Annotated in this window: 20 protein-coding genes; 16 read left to right on the top strand and 4 right to left on the bottom strand. The window is 50.2% G+C overall.

From position 1 onward, the window contains the following. The first annotated feature begins 61 nt into the window (after positions 1–61). The 5 genes from QP938_08270 (at position 62) to ilvA (ending at position 5,523) form a co-directional block, all read left to right on the top strand. Positions 62–358 carry a lipopolysaccharide assembly protein LapA domain-containing protein gene (locus QP938_08270; GenBank protein WIO73301.1) on the top strand — a complete coding sequence of 99 codons (297 nt, stop codon included), beginning with the start codon at positions 62–64 and terminating at the stop codon, positions 356–358. Beyond that, positions 355–1,572, top strand: a complete 1,218-nt coding sequence (lapB, locus tag QP938_08265) for a lipopolysaccharide assembly protein LapB (protein WIO73300.1) — start codon at positions 355–357, stop codon at positions 1,570–1,572. The genes QP938_08270 and lapB overlap by 4 nt, the downstream gene beginning before the upstream one ends. 428 nt (positions 1,573–2,000) lie before the next feature. After that, positions 2,001–3,650: an acetolactate synthase 2 catalytic subunit gene (gene ilvG / locus QP938_08260; protein WIO73299.1), complete on the top strand. Its 1,650-nt coding sequence runs from the start codon at positions 2,001–2,003 to the stop codon at positions 3,648–3,650. Next, the gene (ilvM, locus tag QP938_08255; protein WIO73298.1) at positions 3,650–3,949 is read left to right on the top strand and encodes an acetolactate synthase 2 small subunit; all 300 of its coding nucleotides are present in this window, start codon (positions 3,650–3,652) and stop codon (positions 3,947–3,949) included. The genes ilvG and ilvM overlap by 1 nt, the downstream gene beginning before the upstream one ends. Before the next feature lie 29 nt (positions 3,950–3,978). Then, entirely contained in the window at positions 3,979–5,523 is a 1,545-nt protein-coding gene (gene ilvA / locus QP938_08250; protein WIO75640.1) for a threonine ammonia-lyase, biosynthetic, read from the top strand. Between the two features lie 53 nt (positions 5,524–5,576). Here the strand turns inward: ilvA and QP938_08245 are convergent, their stop codons facing one another. After that, entirely contained in the window at positions 5,577–7,715 is a 2,139-nt protein-coding gene (locus QP938_08245) for an ATP-binding protein (GenBank protein ID WIO73297.1), read from the bottom strand. Between the two features lie 2 nt (positions 7,716–7,717). After that, entirely contained in the window at positions 7,718–8,413 is a 696-nt protein-coding gene (locus QP938_08240) for a response regulator (GenBank protein ID WIO73296.1), read from the bottom strand. 282 nt (positions 8,414–8,695) lie between these two features. On the opposite strand from QP938_08240, the gene QP938_08235 reads away from it, so the two are divergent. The 8 genes from QP938_08235 (at position 8,696) to QP938_08200 (ending at position 14,643) form a co-directional block, all read left to right on the top strand. Continuing rightward, on the top strand, positions 8,696–8,914 hold the full coding sequence (locus QP938_08235) for a hypothetical protein (GenBank protein WIO73295.1): 219 nt from the start codon (positions 8,696–8,698) through the stop codon (positions 8,912–8,914). Further along, on the top strand, positions 8,899–9,444 hold the full coding sequence (locus tag QP938_08230; protein ID WIO73294.1) for an OmpA family protein: 546 nt from the start codon (positions 8,899–8,901) through the stop codon (positions 9,442–9,444). The genes QP938_08235 and QP938_08230 overlap by 16 nt, the downstream gene beginning before the upstream one ends. A 26-nt stretch (positions 9,445–9,470) precedes the next feature. Further along, positions 9,471–11,591, top strand: a complete 2,121-nt coding sequence (locus QP938_08225) for a marine proteobacterial sortase target protein (GenBank protein ID WIO73293.1) — start codon at positions 9,471–9,473, stop codon at positions 11,589–11,591. A 21-nt stretch (positions 11,592–11,612) separates the two neighbouring features. Continuing rightward, entirely contained in the window at positions 11,613–12,257 is a 645-nt protein-coding gene (locus QP938_08220) for a class GN sortase (protein ID WIO75639.1), read from the top strand. Continuing rightward, positions 12,250–12,489, top strand: a complete 240-nt coding sequence (locus tag QP938_08215) for a hypothetical protein (protein WIO73292.1) — start codon at positions 12,250–12,252, stop codon at positions 12,487–12,489. Before QP938_08220 ends, QP938_08215 begins: the two co-directional genes overlap by 8 nt. Positions 12,490–12,618: 129 nt before the next feature. Beyond that, positions 12,619–12,966 (top strand): helix-turn-helix transcriptional regulator, encoded by a 348-nt coding sequence (locus QP938_08210; GenBank protein ID WIO73291.1) that lies wholly within the window; start codon positions 12,619–12,621, stop codon positions 12,964–12,966. Continuing rightward, positions 12,960–14,294 carry a type II toxin-antitoxin system HipA family toxin gene (locus QP938_08205; protein ID WIO73290.1) on the top strand — a complete coding sequence of 445 codons (1,335 nt, stop codon included), beginning with the start codon at positions 12,960–12,962 and terminating at the stop codon, positions 14,292–14,294. The genes QP938_08210 and QP938_08205 overlap by 7 nt, the downstream gene beginning before the upstream one ends. A gap of 49 nt (positions 14,295–14,343) precedes the next feature. After that, positions 14,344–14,643: a DUF1244 domain-containing protein gene (locus QP938_08200; protein WIO73289.1), complete on the top strand. Its 300-nt coding sequence runs from the start codon at positions 14,344–14,346 to the stop codon at positions 14,641–14,643. Positions 14,644–14,678: 35 nt separating this feature from the next. On the opposite strand, the gene QP938_08195 is transcribed toward QP938_08200, so the two are convergent. Further along, entirely contained in the window at positions 14,679–16,055 is a 1,377-nt protein-coding gene (locus tag QP938_08195) for an MBL fold metallo-hydrolase (GenBank protein ID WIO73288.1), read from the bottom strand. 121 nt (positions 16,056–16,176) lie between these two features. Between QP938_08195 and djlA the strand changes: the two genes are divergently transcribed. Next, positions 16,177–16,968: a co-chaperone DjlA gene (djlA, locus tag QP938_08190; protein WIO73287.1), complete on the top strand. Its 792-nt coding sequence runs from the start codon at positions 16,177–16,179 to the stop codon at positions 16,966–16,968. A gap of 135 nt (positions 16,969–17,103) precedes the next feature. On the opposite strand, the gene QP938_08185 is transcribed toward djlA, so the two are convergent. Further along, positions 17,104–18,081 (bottom strand): tRNA-dihydrouridine synthase, encoded by a 978-nt coding sequence (locus tag QP938_08185; protein WIO73286.1) that lies wholly within the window; start codon positions 18,079–18,081, stop codon positions 17,104–17,106. A 211-nt stretch (positions 18,082–18,292) separates the two neighbouring features. Between QP938_08185 and QP938_08180 the strand changes: the two genes are divergently transcribed. After that, positions 18,293–18,820, top strand: coding sequence for a polymer-forming cytoskeletal protein (locus tag QP938_08180; protein ID WIO73285.1), 528 nt, complete (start codon positions 18,293–18,295; stop codon positions 18,818–18,820). A gap of 39 nt (positions 18,821–18,859) precedes the next feature. Next, positions 18,860–19,462, top strand: a complete 603-nt coding sequence (locus tag QP938_08175) for a hypothetical protein (protein WIO73284.1) — start codon at positions 18,860–18,862, stop codon at positions 19,460–19,462. Positions 19,463–19,467: the final 5 nt, after the last annotated feature.

Genomic DNA, 19,467 nt, shown 5'->3' with positions numbered 1-19,467 from the left:
TCCCGTTGCGACTCGTCCACCGACGTGGCAATCTCACACCGTGACAAACGGAAAAAATAAAATGATCTGGTTAAAACGCCTTTTGCTTATCCTTCTTGGTATTTCCATTGTGCTGATTGGTATGTGGATCTACATGGAAAATAAACAGGAAGTCGCTTTTGTGCTGCCGGGCATTCCGATGGGGCAGTTACCTACCGCAGTGTGGGTGCTGGGCGCTTTCGCTGTTGGAACTCTGTTGGGTGGCCTGTTGACCCTGCCTTCTGCCTTGCACTCACGTCGACTGGCTCGACGTTATCGCCAGCGCCTGATTGACAGTGAGCGCAAAGTTGCCAGGCTCGAAGCCGTTAAACAGTCGTGAGTTTAAGCTCTGGTATGCAGATGGACCTGGTGTCGCTGATTATTCTATCGCTGCTGGTTTTAGCTGCGTTGATCGCCGCCTGGTGTAGCGGTGCCTGGTGGGTAAAGCGAAAAGTTGGTCTTGAGCAGCCGGACAGCAGTACCCAAAGCTATTTTCGCGGCATCAATTTTCTATTGAATGAAGAGCCTGACGAATCCGTAGATGCATTTATCAACTCACTCGAAGTGAGTGCCCAAACGCTGGACACTCACTTGGCATTTGGCAGTTTGATGCGGCGCCGTGGTGAAGTTGAGCGGGCAATCCGTATTCACCAGAATCTTCTTTCCCGTCCGAGCTTATCGAAAGAGCAGGTGCATCAGGCGCAACTCGAGCTGGCCAGAGATTTTATGGTTGCCGGTTTGCTTGATCGGGCAGAGCGGTTAATGCTCGACCTGGTTGAAATGTCCGAACGATTTCGTCAGCCAGCACTTAAGTACCTGATTGAAATCTATCGCGAAGAGCATGAGTGGGAAAAAGCCATTCGCGCAGCCGGTCGATTGGCACCACGCAGGCTCTTGTTTGGTGGCTCAAGACTCTGTCCGGAGCAGGCGCACTTTTGCTGTGAATTGGCCGAGCTTGCGTTATCCAAGGGGGAGTATCTTGAGGTGCGCAGGCAGCTAAAGTCAGCACTTAAATATGACAAGAACTCGGTGCGAGCCAGTTTGTTGTGGGGACGTCTGGAAGTAAAGCAGGGAAATTACAAAGAGGCACTGAAGCATTTTAATAAAATTGTTGCCCAGGACCCTGATTACCTGCCAGAAGCCGTTGAACATATTTGCACCTGCTATCGTGAGCTGGGTAAAGGTGTCGAGCTCACCAATTACCTGACCACTCTTATTGAAAAGTATCCCACCAGTAGCTTACTGGTAGCACTTGCCGATCAGATTTCTATCACCCAAAACACTGAGCAAGCTAGTGAGTTCCTAACCAGGCAGCTCAAGAAGTCACCCTCCATTAAGGTATTGATGAAATTATTGGAGTGGCAATCACCAGAGGACGAATCAAGTCGGCAACAGAATCGGTTGTTAACGCAATCACTGGAGCGACTTCAGCTTTTACGTCCAACCCATCGTTGCAGTCAGTGTGGTTTTTCTGGTCGACAACTGCATTGGTTGTGCCCGACCTGCAAATCTTGGGGATCAGTCAAACCCATCAAGGGAATCGAAGGCGAGTAAGCCCATTGCTCCCCCATATTGGGGAGCGATGCGAGTTTTAAGACTGTTTTGATTCCCGTTTCTTACCCTTGGATGCGTTTATTATTTGCCTATTATTGGTGGTCAATAGCCTAAAACTGCCAGTCATATTGATATAAAGTGCCAAATTGGCAAAAAATATCATTCACATTGAGTAAAAATGCTAATAACATGCTTTCAAGTTTTTAGAGGTATGTATTTGCTTCGACATCGTTGGATAGAGACAGAAATGAGAAACGTCGAATCTTGCAACATTATTATTCGCATTATTGCTGAGATCATTATTGGATCGCGGCGGGGTACTCTACGGATTCGATAAAGCGAAATACTACGAACTCCTAAACCCCCGCATCGAAAGATTCGGGGGTTTTTCTTTATGAAATTAACGAAAGAGTGGTTAGGACGGTGACATGAAAGGCTCGGAATTAATACTCAAGGTACTTGAACAGCATGGTGTGAACAGGGTGTTCGGGTACCCGGGTGGTGCAATCATGCCACTGTATGATGCTCTCTATGACAGTCCGGTCCAGCACCATCTGTTCAGGCACGAGCAGGGAGCCGGCTTCGCGGCGGTTGGCTACGCCAGAGCCAGTGGCAAAGTGGGAGTCTGTTTTGCTACCTCAGGCCCTGGAGCCACTAACCTGATCACCTCTTTGGCTGATGCCATGCTTGATTCTGTACCGGTAGTGGCAATCACCGGGCAGGTAGCCACTAACGTTCAAGGGACAGATGCCTTTCAGGAGGCCGATGTTCTGGGCTTGTCGCTGGCAGTCACCAAGCATAGCTACCTGGTTAAAGATGTTAATGAATTGGAAGCGGTACTGAGGGATGCCTTTGAGGTTGCTGTAGACGGGCGCCCTGGACCGGTTCTGGTGGATGTGTCTAAAGATGTTCAGTTGGCCGAGGTAGATCTCCAACCGCATTTGGCCCTCGCAGCAGAAGAATTCTCGCCTGAGTTGGATGAAGCAGGAATCGAATCAGCAAGAGCGCTGCTGGCCGAGGCCAGGCAGCCGGTACTCTACGTCGGTGGAGGCGTAGGTATGGCAGATGCTGTGGCAGAGTTGAGAGAGTTTCAGCAGGCTACCAATATGCCCGCTGTATGTACTTTGAAAGGTTTGGGCTCTCTGGATCGCGAAAATGAAAACACCCTGGGTATGCTCGGTATGCATGGTAATCAGGCCGCCAATCTCGCGGTACATGATTGCGATCTGCTGGTGGCTGTTGGGGCCCGATTTGATGACCGGGTAACCGGTAAGCTCGACACTTTTGCTCCGCAGGCAAAGGTTATTCACCTGGATGTGGATCAGGCGGAAACCAATAAATTGCGGCGCGCTGATGTCGCGTTACACGATGACCTTAAAAAGGTACTGCCGCGCCTGAAAATGTCCCTGAATCTGGACAATTGGAGTCGTAAGTGTCAAGCCTTGAAAGATGCCTACCAATGGCAATACGACTTCGACAAACCGGGTATCTACGCACCGGCACTGCTGAAAAAACTCAGCGAGAAAATGCCGAAAAACTCTGTTGTTTGTTGCGATGTTGGCCAGCACCAAATGTGGGTTGCCCAGCATATGACATTCGATGATCCCAAAAACCATTTAAGCAGTGGCGGATTGGGGACTATGGGTTTTGGTTTGCCAGTAGCGATCGGCGCACAGTTTTCCAGACCGAATGATTTTGTTGTTGCAGTTTCCGGAGACGGTTCTTTCATGATGAACGTTCAGGAAATGCAAACCATCAAGCGTTACCAGCTTCCAGTAAAAATTCTACTGATCGATAACGAACGCCTGGGCATGGTACGCCAATGGCAGCAACTATTTTTTGACCAGCGTTACAGTGAAACAAACCTGTCCGACAACCCGGACTTTGTTCAATTGGCAAAGGTATTTGATATCCCCGGACGAACAATCACGGAAGGCAATGAGGTTGATGAGGCCCTGGAGGAGTTCATCAATTCTACTGGACCGAGAATGCTCCATGTGTGCATTAATGCCGAAGATAATGTCTGGCCATTGGTGCCGCCCGGAAAATCCAATAAAGAGATGCTGGAGGAAGTGTAATGAGCCTGAAGGAGAGTGGTGATATGAACGCTGTTGCAGGTAATAGTTTGGTCGTCCAGTGTAAAAATGAATCAGCGGCACTGGAGCGTTTACTTCGAGTAGTGCGCTTCAGGGGGTTTTCAGTTTTGAGCTTCAATGCGCGACTGGATACTAGTAACAAATTTCTCCATGTGGAGTTGAGTGTGACGGGTGAGCGACCTCTGCACCTGTTGGAAAATCAACTCGTGAAAAACTACGACATAACAAGCGTTGAAGTAGTTAGTACTTCTGATGCCATGTTACAAGGAGGCCGACTGTGAACAACACTGTGTTGGATGCACAACGTCCCTTGGATAAAGGAGGAGAGTCTCAATCGGCAACGGAATATTTGCGTCAGATTCTTCTTGCACCAGTGGGGCAGGTAGCTTTGGTGACGCCCCTGGACGGAATGAGTCGACTGTCAAATCGTTTGGGAAATCAAATTTTTCTCAAGCGGGAAGACTTGCAACCCGTCCACTCCTATAAGTTGCGTGGAGCTTATAACAAACTGGTGAATCTCACCGCTGAGCAAAAATCCGCAGGAGTGGTGGCAGCTTCCGCAGGTAATCATGCTCAAGGGGTTGTGTATTCCGCACAGAGACTCGGCATAGAGGCAACAATCGTGATGCCGGAAACGACACCGGATATCAAGGTGGAAGCGGTCAAGGCACTGGGTGGCAATGTTATTTTGCACGGAGCAGCTTTTGATGATGCGGGTAAAGAGGCCAGACGTCTTTCTGACGAAAAAGGCTGGACCTTGATCCCTCCCTTTGATGATCCAAATGTGATCGCCGGTCAAGGTACCCTGGCGAAAGAGTTACTCCAGCAAAACCCGGAAGTGGATACGGTCTTTGTCCCGGTTGGTGGAGGTGGTCTATTAGCCGGTGTCGCTGTGTATTTGAAACAGATGCGTCCGGACATTCGCATTGTCGGTGTAGAGGCTGATGGCTCTGCCTGTTTTGCCGCAGCACTGGAGGCAGGTGCTCCTGTTGAGCTAGAGCATGTAGGTGTTTTTGCTGATGGGGTTGCCGTAAAGCGGATGGGTGAAGAGACGTTTCGCCTGGCGCAAGAGTACACGGATGAAGTGATTCAGGTTGACGTTGACCAGATCTGCGCTGCCATCAAGGATATCTTCGAAGATACAAGAGCGGTTGCCGAACCGGCAGGTGCAGTAGCGCTGGCGGGTTTGAAAAAACACCAGCAGATGCACGGTTACGAAGGACGCAAGTTGGCAGCGGTGCTAAGTGGTTCCAACCTGAATTTTCATACGCTGCGATATATATCCGAGCGCTGTGAGCTTGGGGAAAAACGTGAAGCATTACTGGCAGTAAAAATTCCTGAATGCAAAGGTAGTTTCAGGCGCTTTTGCATGGCCATGGGTGGGCGCCCGGTAACGGAGTTTAATTACCGCTTCGTTCCTGATGCGGAGGCTCATGTTTTTGTCGGGGTGCAACTGCGAAATGCCGATACCGAGCTTGATCAGATCAAGGCTGATTTGGCTGCCAAGAGCTACAGTGTGGATGATTACTCTAATAACGAATTGGCGAAACTGCATGTTCGTTACATGATGGGAGGTTCGCCTGCCGGACTTTCAAATGAACGCCTGTTTAATTTTGAGGTTCCGGAAACACCAGGGGCATTAATGCGATTTCTGGAAGTGCTGGGTGATAAATGGAATATCTCTCTATTTCACTTTCGTAATCACGGCGCATCGGTTGGCCAGGCGTTGGCTGGTATCGAAGTACCCGATGAAGAGATGGGTGATTTCCTGGAGCATTTGCAGCGGTTGGGTTACCTGTATACCGACGAGAGTAACAATCCTGCCTACAAAATGTTTCTGGCCAGTCGTTGTTGATTGGATAAATGTCGGTCGAATTGTCGTTCGACCGACATTTATATCAGCAGATTCTAACTCATCGGTAGGCGCACTCTAAAACATGGGCCAGAACCGTCGGCCAGGTTTTCGGCTTTAATTGTGCCGCCGTGATGCTCTGCAATAATTCGGGCGACATAGAGGCCCAACCCGAAGTGGCCGGGGGTTTTGTCGTGACGTTTTGAGTGCATAATCTGGAAAAGATTTGGAATATCATTTCTCTCCAGCATGGGTCCTTTATTGATTACTTGCAGTTCACACTGATTTTTTATAACCAGTAAATTGATCAGAATCGGCTCGTTGAGCTCACTGAAATCCCGAGCGTTATCCAGTAATTTATCCAGCAATTGTTCAATGTGCATATCTGAGCCGTGAATCATCACTGAAGGTTCACTCAGATGTAATTGCAGCGGTTGATTCGGGCTCAGCTTTTGTTGGTTTTGCACGTAGGAACTAAGCATGGCTGCGAGATCAAACTCGAACATCTCTTCAGTGTCGAGAACTTCTTCAAGGTTAGCTGCATCGGCTAATTTCCCGACCAGAATGCTAATTCGTTGAAGCCCCCGGCGGGCGCTTGCAAGGTAAGGATTTTTGTCATCTCCTGCCAGTGCTTCCCGCTCCAGGTTGTCCAGTGAGGTACTGATGGTATTGAGTGGATTATTGATTTCGTGGCGAAGTGTGCGGGGAATGTTGGCCAGAAAACCCTGGTGTTGATTCAGTTTTTCCAGCGCCAGCTTTATATTGCGGGCCAGGTCGCCAATTTCATCCCCAGCGCGAAGATCCCGGGCAATGCTCAAACCACGCAGCCGCCCATAGTCATCAATTGACATACTGGCCTCCTGGCCAAGCCGACGTATGCGCCAGGCTAGGCGGGCAGAAAAAGAGAGCAGGGTAATAATGACTGCCAGCAGGCTGATCAGAGTAAGTGTAGCTACCCGTTCCAGTGCTTCACTTTGCAGGCCAAGAATTTGGTGAGTACTCTGTTCCAGCAGTACTGCACCGATTACGCCACTGTTACTGCGAATAGGGTGAGCAGCGGTGATTATTGTGCTTTTGCCATCCAGGGATTGTCTTTTCTGTATACCGGATTCGGCATTCAGTGCGTTGCGCAAAACCAGCTCCTCCCGGCTGGTGGTGAGTCTTGGGTCATAATCCTGAATTTCACCCTCCGGCATGCCGATGATGCGATCGGTCATCCAGGAGCGTAAAGCACGCCACACTTCCCGCAATGTCACATTGTTATTGGTGGGGCCTTTAAGTTCATTTAATTCGCGATCCTTTTCCAGCTCGCCGCTGCTGGCACGTACTCGATAATCGCGGTCGATGATCCAGACTCGGGAATTGGTAGTGGAAATGCCGTCCAACAAGTCCTGCAGTCGAGGTGAACGCATCACCATCTGGCTGTATGGATTGTCTTCAAGAGTCTTGAATGTGCCGAAGCGTGCATTGATCTGGCGCTCTTGAGGTGAGTGCGCATCGGCAACTTCCAGCCCCAATTGGCGGCCACTGATAAGATCCAGTGGAACCCGAAACTCCAGCGTATAGGAGTCGCTACTGCGTTGGATATAGCCTTTGATGCTGGTGTCCGGCAGGCCGTCACCAAGATAATTTCGCCACCTTTCATCGACATAATAACTGGTGGTAACGCCACTGCCTTCCCAGACAATCTGTACTCGCTGGTCGTTGCCCTGTTCATCACGAAAATAGAGTCGAACATGATCTGACTGATTCAGTCGCAGCAGGGTTGGATCACGATTTACTGGTGTACTGTCGTTAACTTGCAGCAAGCCGTAGATATATCCTTCCCGCTCGCCAAATACCAGCTCGAAGAAAATACCGCTGCCGCGGTAAGTGGTCGATTTTCGGGTTAATCCGTAGGCGCGCCACTCATCATCAAAGGCGTCCAATTGAATATTGGTGTCGAGTGGATAAATGGGAAGTTCTTCGTAGCCATCGATAGAGGAGGGCATATCGTTGAACAGTTCGTCGCGGCCATAAAGCAGGGTTGCAATCCCTTCGGCGGTTAATAATTGCGCCTGCTCCTGACCTTTGAGCAAAAAGTTTTTCATGGCGATTAATGACTGGATACCCAAATAAGGGATAACCAGCAAAACCAAGCCAAGCATCAAGAGCTTGGTACTTAGCTTGGGGCCGCGAAACTTTTTTGAAGCCACTTTTATTTTGCCCAGCGGTAACCGAAGCCGTATTCGTTTTTAATACAGTCAAATTCGCTATCGAGCTGTCGAAATTTTTTCCGGATATTTCGCATGTGTGTATTAATCGTGTTGCTGGTGACGTAGCTCTGGATGGTTGATTGCATCAGACTGTCGTAAGTAACTGCCTCGCCGGGAATTCGAAGCAGGTGTGCCAGCAAGCGAAACTCGGTAAGTGTCAGGTCAACACGCTCACCTTTCCAGGCAGCCTGCATTGAGCTTTCATTCAGGGTCAGGTCGCCGACCCGTTTGGCGTTTGACTTAGTGGTTTCGGGTGCGGCTCGAACTTCTTTCAAACGTAAAAGGGAGGCCACACGCTCGGCCAGGAAGGTGGCGCTGATCGGCTTGGGTTGGTAGTCCCAGGCGCCAAGGCGCAGACCGGAAATTTTATCGATCTCGTCCACTCGCTCAGTCAGGAAAATAACCGGCAACTCCGGATTTTGCGCAAGCAGATCCCTACACAGCATAAAGCCGCCATCCACTTCACTCTCCAGGATGATGTCGAGTACAGCGAGATCAGGCTGGCGTTCACGAATTCCTTCCAAGGCCGCTGCCCGATTTGGGTAAGCCGCTGTCTCAAATCCTTTGTTTTCAATGGCTGCACAGTAATTACTGCGTTGGTCGGCGTCGTCTTCGACTATGGCAATCAAATAGCTCATTGGAATCCTTATTGTTGGTAGGGGTAATTTCTCAGTTGGTGATATCAGCCCGAACTTAACGTGAAAGCTTCCCGTTTTTGGTTCTGTCAGGGCTCTATCATACCCTGATGTGCTGTTTTAGGGGGAAACATACCTTTGAAGGCGTGGGGGAGACAGTGGTTCAAATTAACTTTCACTTTTTGTCCAGTTTTTATACCCGTCCGTTCCATTTTCATTAGCTTTAATGCTAATCACATCAAGGCTCATTTAGATTAAAGGCTCAAAGAGGCCAGGTAGGAACTCATGAAAGAATTTGTAGCAATCACTGACGATCTTTTTTACAACCACCCGGAACTGTATGACCGTTTGGTTCCATTCAGTCATGACGTCGCTTGTCGGCACCTGATTCCTCAGCCTCTGACTATGGATGGTTATGGTGATGTGATTGAGTTCACAATCCTCGACTCCAGCGGCAATGAGCTGGGTTCTCAACAGGAGTTACGGGCATGCGCTGCTCACTAATTAAAACACTGATTTCTTCAGTGGCTTTGGCGGCGGCACTTGTATTGAGTGCCGGTTGCCAGAACCAGGTTTCATCTGCGGATCAAGTTGTAAAAACTCCGAAGGTGGAAAATTCGGCTGAACAGTTCGACAGGCCGCCTGTATTAAGGCCCGTTCGCTACAGCCTGAAAGTATACAGCGGAAGCAGTGGCGCCTTATTGCCGACCAATATCGATACTCAATTGGCCCCGCTTCTGGAGAAATTCGACAGTTGGCAGCAGATTACCCGCATTACCGTGGTTGGCCACACCGATGCTGAAGGGTCTGACAAGAGCAATATGCTGCTAAGCATCCGCCGCGCCCATGCGCTGGCAGACAGGTTAATGGAAGTGGGTGTTCCCGCAGGAGTATTCGAAGTGGATGGTCGTGGCGAGACTGCCCCAATCGCTTCCAATAGCAGTATCAGTGGTAAGCAATTAAATCGCCGGGTGGAGTTGATTGCCGAAGGTTTGCAGGCAATTGATGATTCGCCAAGGCTGAGCAGAAATTAAAGGTTAACCCAGAGAGGGTGAGAGCGATGAACGGATTCAAGCAAATAACCACCCCATCAACAGCTCACTGGTTACTTACTTATATCTTTCTATGGCTGGGGCTGGTGGTCATCGCACTGCCGGCTTCGGCCACCACTTCCCGATCCTGGGATGATGTCAGCTCAGGTACTCTGTTCCTCAGGTTCAATGAGGAGTCTACCCGCTGGGTAGCACCCACCCTCGATTCCTACGTGAACATTAATGTGACCGGTCCCATTGTGAGGGCAGTGGTCAAACAGCGTTTTCACAACCCCTCAGAGCAATGGGCAGAAGCGACCTATCTTTTTCCTCTGCCAGAAAATGCTGCTGTCGATCATATGCGCATGCGTATTGGTGAACGGATAATCGAAGGTCAAATCAAGGAGCGGGAAGAGGCAAAAAAAATCTATCAGGTGGCCAAGCAGAGTGGTAAGCGTGCCAGCCTCGTAGAACAGGAGCGCCCCAACCTGTTTACCACCAGCGTCGCCAATATTCCTCCGGGCGAACAGATTGTTGTCGAGATCGAATACCAGCATTCGGTACATCGCGATGGTATTGAATATAGCCTGCGTTACCCGATGACAGTGACGCCGCGCTATGTGCCGGGAAGTCCGATTGTGGATGAGTCGGGCCTGGTTCAACAGTCTGGCAATGGAATAGCGCCTGATACTGATGCAGTTCCCGATGCGTCGCGTATAACCCCTCCCTGGAATATTGGCACGGAAAATACCAATCCCACTCGAATCACGGTTTCTTTAAATCCCGGTTTTCTCCTTGGAAAGGTGGTCTCTCCCCACCACAGTGTGCACATGGATGTGCCATCCCCCTTGCAGTCAGTTGTGTCGCTAACCGAACGTGGCCATTTATCTGACAGCGATTTTGAACTGCGCTGGCAGCCTGAGGATCAAGCAGTTCCTCAGGCTGCCTTTTTTTCCGAACAATACGAAGGTAACCAGTACGGCCTGTTGCAAATCACACCGCCATCGCTGGAGCCCGAGAAAAATCATCTGCCTCGTGATGTTATTTTTGTCATCGACACCTCTGGCTCCATGGGGGGCGAGCCAATTCGTCAGGCTAAACAGTCGTTGTTGTGGGCGCTTGATCGATTGAAGGAGCAAGATCGCTTCAACGTTGTTGAGTTTAATTCAACGACTGACAGCCTGTTTGCTGATGTTCAGCCAGCACTGCCTGGTACATTAAGTAGAGCTCGCTCTTTCGTTAGGGGGCTTGAATCCAGAGGTGGCACTGAAATGCTTAAAGCGGCAGAGGCGGCTTTGTGCAAGGAGTGCAATGATGAGGGCAGGGTTCGACAGGTTATCTTTATCACCGACGGCGCTATTGGTAACGAAGAGCAGCTATTTCGGATGATTCGCGCTGAGCTTGGCAGTACACGGCTGTTTACCGTGGGTATAGGCTCGGCACCGAACAGCTATTTTATGACTCGGGCGGCAGAGTTTGGACGAGGGACCTTCACCTATATTGCCAATGCCAATGAAGTAGCTACAAAAATGGCCGACCTCTATCGCAAGCTGGAAGCTCCGGTACTTACGGATCTGAAAGTTCAGTTGTCTGGCTCATCATCTATAGAGGTGATTCCCTCGCCAATTCCTGATTTGTATGCGGGAGAGCCTTTGGTTGTACAGTTCACAGGTGCCAGTTTGCCGAGCGAGGCGCTGGTGACTGGCTGGGCCGGTGAGTCAGAATGGCGCGAAACAGTAGCGCTTTCTCCGTCCCGTCACGATGGTATTCATGTGCTTTGGGCGCGGCAAAAAATTAAAAGCCTGGTTGACCAGCGTAGTCACCAGCGTGATCTGGTTTATCGCGATCAGTTGCGCAGTGAGGTACTGGAGCTGGCCCTAAATCATCATCTGGTAAGCCCGTTTACCAGTCTGGTTGCTGTCGATGTCACTCCTGTTCGGCCCGAAGATCAGGGCCTGAAAAATCACCCAATTGCCAATAATGCACCGAAAGGAACCCAGTTCAACCCGGTCCAGACCGCTACGCCAGCCCTTCGTAACAGTCTGTTAGCCCTGGTACTCTTGCTATTGGCGATAGTTTTGTGGCGCTCGGGCAGAAATTGGTCACCAACAGATCCATTTGTGTCATCAAATGCAACAAAAGCACTTTAAGGTTTCCCCGCCGTGAGCAAGATGGCCACAGTTTTTCATATGTCAAAAGTGGCCTTGGGGCTGATGCCGAAAGGTGTCAGCCCATTTTTTTTACTCAGAAATTGGCGCCGCCACCTGGCTGCTGTGCTGGCTCTTTTTGCGATAGCTTTGATAGTTGATTCACTATATATCCACGCCAAAGCGCAGCTTGGGCAGTACCTGATTCGATCTGCCTGGAAGGAGTCCCTTGAGAAGGGTGAGCAGGTGAAGCCCTGGTGTTGGGCGGATACCTGGCCGGTGGCTCGATTGCATATTCCGAAACTCAATGTTGACCAAGTAGTGCTGGCGGGTGATAACGGTCAGGCATTGGCATTTGGGCCCGGTTTGATTTCGACTTCTTCCGGTGGTCTTGTCGTTAGCGGTCACCGCGATACCCACTTTTCATTCCTTGAACATATAACCCTTGGCTCAGTGCTTGAGTTTCAATATTACAAGGACTCTGGGCCTCGGCGTTTTCAAGTAACCGAATTGGAAGTGGTCAATATTGATGACACGGATTTGTATGTTCCAGAGCAATCTTTGCTGCTTTACACCTGTTGGCCATTCCGTGGTGTTGAGCTGCATACCCCCTGGCGATACCTGGCAATCGCCGTGCCCCAGATCAGATCGGAGACCGAGAATGAATGATATGGCTACCATCGCTATTACTTCTGCGGCAGAAGAGGTGACTTGGCGGTTGCCTGTGGAGCAAATCAGTTTTGTGCAGCTGGATTCGGGGGAACGACTGTATGTGCGAGGGGATGGTCACGTGGTTAAAGTACGGAAAGTTAAGAATGAATTAAAAGTTGCCGACCAGCGAGCTGCCGAGCTGGCTATCTGGAAGCAATTCATAAGATCTATTATAGGTAACAGCCTTTAATAAGGCTTTAAATTAGCAAATATCAATTTAAAAGCCTTAAAAAGGATCTTTAAAATTATTTGATTTATGTTTCATAAGGGCTAATATTTGATCTGTTAAGTGGTTTTAATCCAACTTAAAGACCTAAATATGGCTTTTAAAGATTTTCACTCATTCAGTGACCAGACTATTCTTCAGGAGCTTGGTGATCGCTTTAAAGCGTTGCGGCTTCGCAAAAATCTCAGTCAGCAAGAGCTGGCTGAGCGTACGCTGTTGTCTCTCAATACCATCAAGGCACTGGAAAACGGTAAAGCCAAACTCGCTACCGTCGTCGCTGTAATGCGTGAGTTGGGAGTGCTCGAACAGTTGGAGGGGTTGTTGGAAGAGCCGAAAATCAGTCCGTTGCAACTGGCCAAACGCCGTGGGCGGCCTCGTCAGAGGGCTACCGGCAGTCGTGGGCATTCCGGTAAATCTACCAAGGATGATGTGGAATGGTAGATCGGGTGGATACGGCCCTGGTCCAGCTTTGGGGGATGACGGTTGGTGCTGTGAGCTGGCTCGCAGATCGCGATCTGGCAGTATTTGAATTTGAGCCGGACTTTTTACGTCGCGGACTGGATTTGTCGCCCATTAATATGCCATTGCAAGATGCCTTGCGTGGAGATGGCTTATACAGCTTTGCAGGCCTTAACCGGGATACCTATAAGGGTTTGCCGGGTTTGTTGGCAGATTCGCTACCCGACAAATTTGGTAATAACCTGATTGACGCCTGGTTGGCACGCAACGGTCGTTCGGGGGCCGATTTCAGCCCGGTAGAGCGGTTGTGTTACACAGGGAGTCGTGGCATGGGCGCGCTGGAGTTTGCGCCAGCCATCAATCGCCGTGGTCAGGAGCAGTCAGTACCAGTTGAGGTAGCGGAGTTGGTTAAGCTGGCACAACAGATTACCGCCGAGCGTAGTCAGTTGCAGGTGGCATTTGATTTTGAGCGTCCTGCTGAGAGCCAAAACGGCGAAGCCATGCTTGATATTTTGCGCGTTGGCACTTCTGCTGGTGGCGCCAGACCCAAAGCAATTATTGCCATGAACGATGATGGGGACGTGCGTTCCGGACAAGTGGAAGCGCCAGAGGGATTTGATTACTGGCTGCTGAAATTTGATGGCGTCGATGATTTGGAGCTCGGAAAGCCCAAGGGTTACGGTCGAATTGAATACGGCTACTATCTGATGGCGCAGAAGGCTGGCATTCAGATGAGTGAGTGTCGATTACTGGAGGAAGGTGGCAGGGCGCACTTTATGACCCGCCGCTTTGATCGCCAACGGGACTCCAAGGGAAAAATGCGCAAGCAGCACATGCAAACGCTCTGTGGTGTCGCCCATTTCGACTTTAATATGCCCGGTGCCTACGGCTACGAGCAGGCTTTTACAGTGATGCGTCAATTGAGGTTGTCCCGTATTGAGGCGGAGCAGCAATTTCGACGTATGGTGTTGAATGTGCTGGCGCGCAATCAGGATGACCACACCAAAAACATAGCTTTCCTGATGGATGAGGATGGGCAGTGGCGCTTGTCACCGGCTTATGATGTCACTTATGCCCATAACCCCGCAGGTGTCTGGACCAACCAGCATCAGATGTCTATCAATGGAAAGCGGGATCACTTTACAGTTCAGGATTTACTGGATGTGGGGCACTCCATCAGCCTGCCACGCCCCAAGCAGGTGATTGACGAGGTGCATGCCGCTGTTCAGGCTTGGCCGGAGTTTGCCAAACAGGCCGGTGTTGCAGAGAAAGTGAGTAAACAGATTGGAAATGCCCATCGGCAGTTATAGGTGGGCCTGTTGACGCCATTCGAAAATTTACAGTTTTGAGGAAAAAATTATGGATAAACAAACCAGCACCGAAGTGGAAGCAGCAGTATTTCGTCGCCTGTTACAACACCTCGATAACCATAAGGAAGTGCAAAATATAGAGCTAATGATCCTGGCGGATTTCTGCCGCAACTGTCTCGCCAAGTGGTATGTGGCGGCATCTGAAGAGCGTGGCGAAACAGTGGAATACGAGCAGGCGCGTGAAATCGTCTACGGTATGCCCTACAGTGAGTGGAAGGATAAGTACCAGACCGACGCTACCCCGGAACAGCAGGCTGCATTTGAGGCACGTCGCGGCAGAAAGCCTTGACTGAACTCCAAATCAACGTTGCGTGCGGGTAGGCATTAAAGCTCTACCCGCTCTCCCATCTCCGGTACACAGGCACTCCAGCCAAACATTTCATTTAGCCTGAGCCTTAACTGGTCGGACGCTTCCGGTTCGCCGTGGGTGATAAAACACTGTTTGGGTGCCACAGGTATTTTCTGTAGCCAGTGAGTCAGTTCCTGATAGTCAGCATGAGCAGATAAGAAAGCCAGTTGCTGAATCTCTGCCTGAACATTCATCTCCTTGCCAAAAATTCGTACGGTTTTGGCCCCATCAACCAGCCGAGCGCCGCGAGTACCACCTGCCTGAAAGCCGGCAAACAACACTGTATTTCGATGATCACGAATCATACGCTTAAGGTGGTGAAGAACGCGGCCACCGGTAGCCATGCCACTGGCGGAGAGAATAATTGATGGTACTTTCAGATGGTCCAGTTCGCGAGATTCGTCTACGGTGCGAGTGAAGGTCACCTGATCGTCCAGAGATTGGCACTCATGCTTGTTCAAACGATGAAGGTTGCAGTGGCGCTGCAGCACCTCTGTTGCCCGAATGGCCATGGGGCTATCGAGGTACATGGGAATATTGGGAATTCGATTGTTCTGCCGCAACTGGTTAAGCAGGTAAAGCATGGCTTGAGCGCGCCCTACTGCAAAAGAGGGAATTAATACACTGCCCCCTCGCTGCACTGTGGTGTTGATAATGTCGGCCACCGTACTCTGCAGGTCTCGATTGTCATGTAGCCGGTTGCCGTATGTGGACTCTGTGACCAGGTAATCACAGTAAACCGGTGGCTCGGGTGGTCGCATAATCAGGTCGTTGGGACGGCCAAGGTCGCCGGTAAAAAGAATATGTCTCCCGCCAATCTCCACATCCAGAAAAGCAGAGCCAAGTATGTGGCCGTTGGGGTGAAAGCGAACTTTCCACGGACCCCCGTCCAGTGGTTTATCAAACTCAACCACCTTGAACTGCTTTAGCGCACGTTCTGCATCCTGTCGGTTGTAGAGAGGCAGGGCGGGTTCATGCTTACTGTAGTGATGGCGATTGCGGAAGGCAGCTTCTTCCTCCTGAAGGTGAGCTGCATCCAGCAACAGAATTTCACAGAGATCGCGTGTGGCTGCTGTACAGTAGATGGGTCCCTCAAAGCCATTTCGAACAAACAGGGGTAAATAGCCGCTGTGATCCAGATGCGCATGAGTGAGCAGCACCGCGTCGATAGTCTCTGGCTCTACCGGGAATGGTCTCCAGTTGCGCTGTCGTAGATTCTTGTAACCCTGGAATAACCCACAATCTACAAGAATACGGTTTAATTGACCGCCATTGCGAAGTTCCAACAGATAGCGCGATCCGGTAACGGTGCCGGCGGCACCCAGAAAGCTCAGGCTCAATGTCTGTTTCAAGAGTGAACTCCAAATGTTGTAGTTCTTAGTCTCAGTATAGTGATTGAAATACAGCTTGCCCTTGGAGTTCATTCCAAGTGTTAGATAAACTGTTCGTCGTATTCAAAAACGGAAGATCACAGTGTTTAAAATAATTGGCGCCCTTGTTGGCCTGGCATTTGGCCCTCTTGGGGCGATTTTTGGCTTTTTGCTGGGTGGTACTTTTGACCGGGTAAAAAGTTACGGCTCTGGCGGGTTTAACCCCTTTACCCAAGGTGAACGCCAACGAGTATTTCTGAAAACAGTATTTATTCTCAAGGGCAAGCTAGCCAAGGCTGATGGACATATCTCCCAGGCGGAAATAGATCATACCGAGGCGTTTATCCGTCAGCTCGGAATGACCGCAGAACACCGTCAGCAGGCCATCGATTGGTTTAAGCAAGGTTCTGCCAGTGGATTTGATATTCGTCAGACACTGGCCGATTTTCGCTCTGCCTGTGGCCATACCCGCAACTTGCGCCAGGTTTTATTGGTTTACCTGGTGATGATGGCTCTTGCGGATGGTGTGATAGATGCGGCAGAAAAATCCCTGCTGGAAGAAATTGCCCAACAACTGGGGTTCAGTCAGGCAGAATTCCAGGCGATTCTGAACATGACCTTGAATCAGTCGCATTTTTCCCAAGGTTATCGAGGTTATCAAGGCGAAGCGGCATCAGCGAGCAATGCCCTGGATGATGCCTATAAAGCACTGGGTGTCAGTTCGGATGTTAGCGATCAGGAGCTAAAGCGAGCATATCGAAAACTGATGAGCCAATATCATCCGGATAAGTTAATGGGGCAGGGGGTGCCTGAAGATATGCTGAAAGTGGCAACGGAAAAAGCCAAAGAAATTCAAGTGGCCTATGACTTGGTGAAAAAGAGTCGAAATTTATAGGCTTGGGTTTTTAGGTTGCTGTCATCCTGAGCGCAACGAAGGATCTCTAAACAAACAAGAGATTGTCACCTTCGGCGCCCAACGCGTCATGCGCTTTTGACTTCGCTTCGCTCAGAATGACGGAGTGGAAGTGTTTTAATGGCCGAGAATAGCGTTGGGTAGTTCACCAAACTGTCGAGCGAAAGCGGCCTTAAATTCATCATCGGTCTTCATGCGTTTGATTTCCTCAAACATCTCTGCCGCCTGAGGGTAGGTTCGCTGCAGATACATCAACCACTGCTTGGCGCGATTGCCCAGGAACTTTTCCGGGTAGGCGGCAGCGGTTTCCAGGTAGAAACGGTAAAGCAGAACACATACCTGCTGCCAAGGCATGGGTTGGTATTCTTTGTCGGCTTCAAACGCTTTAATTTGCAGCGCCAGATCAGGCCGTGCCAACAGGCCGCGGCCAAGCATAAAATCCTCGCATCCTGACTGTTCTTTACAGCGACGGTAATCGTCCAGCGTCCAGATTTCGCCGTTGGCTATGACCGGAATATTTACGGTTTCGCGAATGCGGCCGATGTAATCCCAGTAGGCGGGTGGTTTGTAGCCGTCAGCTTTGGATCGTGCGTGAACTGCCAATTCGGCAGCGCCGCCATCGACGGCGGCATGAGCATTTTCCAGGTAGCTTTCCCGGTCATTAAACCCCAATCGAATCTTTGCGGTTACCGGCACCTGCGATGGAACCGCTTCACGAACCGCTTTAACAATATCGTAAACCCGCCGGGGATCTTTCAGCAGGGTGGCTCCACCGTCACTGTTGTTCACGGTTTTGGCCGGGCAACCAAAGTTGAGGTCTACGGCCGGAGCACCCAGGCTAGCCGCCTTGGCAGCATTGCGGGCAAGTTTTTCGATATTGCTACCCAGTAGTTGCACCCTTACCGGGGTACCAGTGGGGGTGCGGCTGTCGCTTAACAGCTCCGGGCAGGATTTTTTGAACACACGCTCTGGAAGGACGGCATCTGTTACTCGAATAAACTCTGTCACGCACAGGTCAACCCCTCCAACAGAGGAGATCAGGTCGCGCATATGATGATCGACTACCCCTTCCATCGGGGCGAGAAAGATTCGCATAACCAGATAATTTCGTTCATTTAGACAACAGGGCGCGCATTGTACTGGCTGTAAGCACTGGTGGACAGGCCGAACGTTGACCGCCCGGGGCGCTCTAATTGGAGTTGGCCTACAATTCTGAGACCCTTGTATGGCCTGGGTGAGATTCAGGTAGCGTTTCTCGAGCGGCGAGATTGATAGGATGATCGCCTCTAACTGTTTGGAGCGAGCCATGTTTGACAAAAAAAGTAGTGACAAATCAAAGCCTGCCAGTTCCGTACTGGAAGCTTCCGTGCGTGATATGCCAGCAACCAGCGTGACCTCACCAGCACGTACTTGCGCCATGATTGGTTCCACTATTGTGGTGAAAGGTGAAGTTCGCGGCGGTGAAAACCTTATCGTGGATGGTACCGTGGAGGGCTCAATTGAATTAAGCAATCATGAGTTGTCCATCGGTCAGTCCGGTCGGGTCAATGCCAATATCACCGCTAAATCGGTCAGAATTGATGGTGAAGTACAGGGTGATATTACTGGTCACGAAAAAGTTACCATCTCAAAAAGCGGCAATGTGCAAGGCAATATCGTTGCTCCCAGGGTGACTTTGGAAGATGGTGCCAAATTCAAAGGCAGTATTGATATGGATCCCGGCGAAAAGGTTGCAGCTGCAAAAAGCAAGCAGGCCGAATCCCTGGTGCCTAAGCCGGTCGAAACCAAGAGTGACTCGGCTGCGGGAACCAGTACTGTATCAAGCACCCATTGATTGCTATAACAGTGCCATTGTGCGGCTGGTATTTTATCAATGTTACTGAAAAGCCAATTGCTGCCTCAGTTGTTTGAAGGACGAGAGGTTGGGGACAGTTTGACGGTACTGGATGTTGGACTAGCCAACCCGGACACCGTCACTTTCCTTTCCCGGTATCGAACAAGGTTGCATTGCCTGGATTTGTATTCGGAACCTGTTTTAACGTTACAGGAGTCTGATGCTGGTCAAAAAGAACTTCGGGATGAGTTTCATCAAATTCTCAATTTTCCAGCTCATACCGAATTTGATATCTGTCTGCTTTGGGATTTCCCCAACTACCTGAATCAAACCGCCTTGCGTGCATTTTCAGAAGCACTGATGCCGTGGCTGTCAGTAAATAGTCTGCTGCACGGTTTTGGTATTCACAAACCGGGAACGGTTATTTCCAGTTGTCATTATGGAGTCACTTCACCAACTGAAATCAGCGTGCGAAGTGGTGAAGCTGGCGATGCCCTGTACCCTCACAGACAGGGTGAATTGAGTAAGGAGTTTCGTGGATTGGAAGTTAGTCGTGGGACGTTGCTTTCCAATGGCAAACTGGAAGTACTGTTAAAACCGGAAGAAACTTTAGCGTTGAAAAAAGCCAATATTTTTTGGTGACTTAA

The organism is Porticoccaceae bacterium LTM1 (assembly GCA_030252795.1).
Classification (GTDB): domain Bacteria; phylum Pseudomonadota; class Gammaproteobacteria; order Pseudomonadales; family Porticoccaceae; genus SCSIO-12696.
This window is presented reverse-complemented; position numbering and strand designations above follow the sequence as displayed.

What these genes read in the sequence shown, in the direction of transcription:
- QP938_08220 (WIO75639.1), top strand. Translation starts at nt 11,613, where the DNA reads ATGGCCACAGTTTTTCATATGTCAAAAGTGGCCTTGGGGCTGATGCCG.
- QP938_08185 (WIO73286.1), bottom strand. Translation starts at nt 18,081, where the DNA reads ATGCGAATCTTTCTCGCCCCGATGGAAGGGGTAGTCGATCATCATATG.
- QP938_08215 (WIO73292.1), top strand. Translation starts at nt 12,250, where the DNA reads ATGAATGATATGGCTACCATCGCTATTACTTCTGCGGCAGAAGAGGTG.
- QP938_08230 (WIO73294.1), top strand. Translation starts at nt 8,899, where the DNA reads ATGCGCTGCTCACTAATTAAAACACTGATTTCTTCAGTGGCTTTGGCG.
- QP938_08210 (WIO73291.1), top strand. Translation starts at nt 12,619, where the DNA reads ATGGCTTTTAAAGATTTTCACTCATTCAGTGACCAGACTATTCTTCAG.
- QP938_08205 (WIO73290.1), top strand. Translation starts at nt 12,960, where the DNA reads ATGGTAGATCGGGTGGATACGGCCCTGGTCCAGCTTTGGGGGATGACG.
- QP938_08240 (WIO73296.1), bottom strand. Translation starts at nt 8,413, where the DNA reads ATGAGCTATTTGATTGCCATAGTCGAAGACGACGCCGACCAACGCAGT.
- ilvM (WIO73298.1), top strand. Translation starts at nt 3,650, where the DNA reads ATGAGCCTGAAGGAGAGTGGTGATATGAACGCTGTTGCAGGTAATAGT.
- QP938_08270 (WIO73301.1), top strand. Translation starts at nt 62, where the DNA reads ATGATCTGGTTAAAACGCCTTTTGCTTATCCTTCTTGGTATTTCCATT.
- QP938_08235 (WIO73295.1), top strand. Translation starts at nt 8,696, where the DNA reads ATGAAAGAATTTGTAGCAATCACTGACGATCTTTTTTACAACCACCCG.
- QP938_08175 (WIO73284.1), top strand. Translation starts at nt 18,860, where the DNA reads ATGTTACTGAAAAGCCAATTGCTGCCTCAGTTGTTTGAAGGACGAGAG.
- QP938_08225 (WIO73293.1), top strand. Translation starts at nt 9,471, where the DNA reads ATGAACGGATTCAAGCAAATAACCACCCCATCAACAGCTCACTGGTTA.
- QP938_08200 (WIO73289.1), top strand. Translation starts at nt 14,344, where the DNA reads ATGGATAAACAAACCAGCACCGAAGTGGAAGCAGCAGTATTTCGTCGC.
- ilvG (WIO73299.1), top strand. Translation starts at nt 2,001, where the DNA reads ATGAAAGGCTCGGAATTAATACTCAAGGTACTTGAACAGCATGGTGTG.
- QP938_08180 (WIO73285.1), top strand. Translation starts at nt 18,293, where the DNA reads ATGTTTGACAAAAAAAGTAGTGACAAATCAAAGCCTGCCAGTTCCGTA.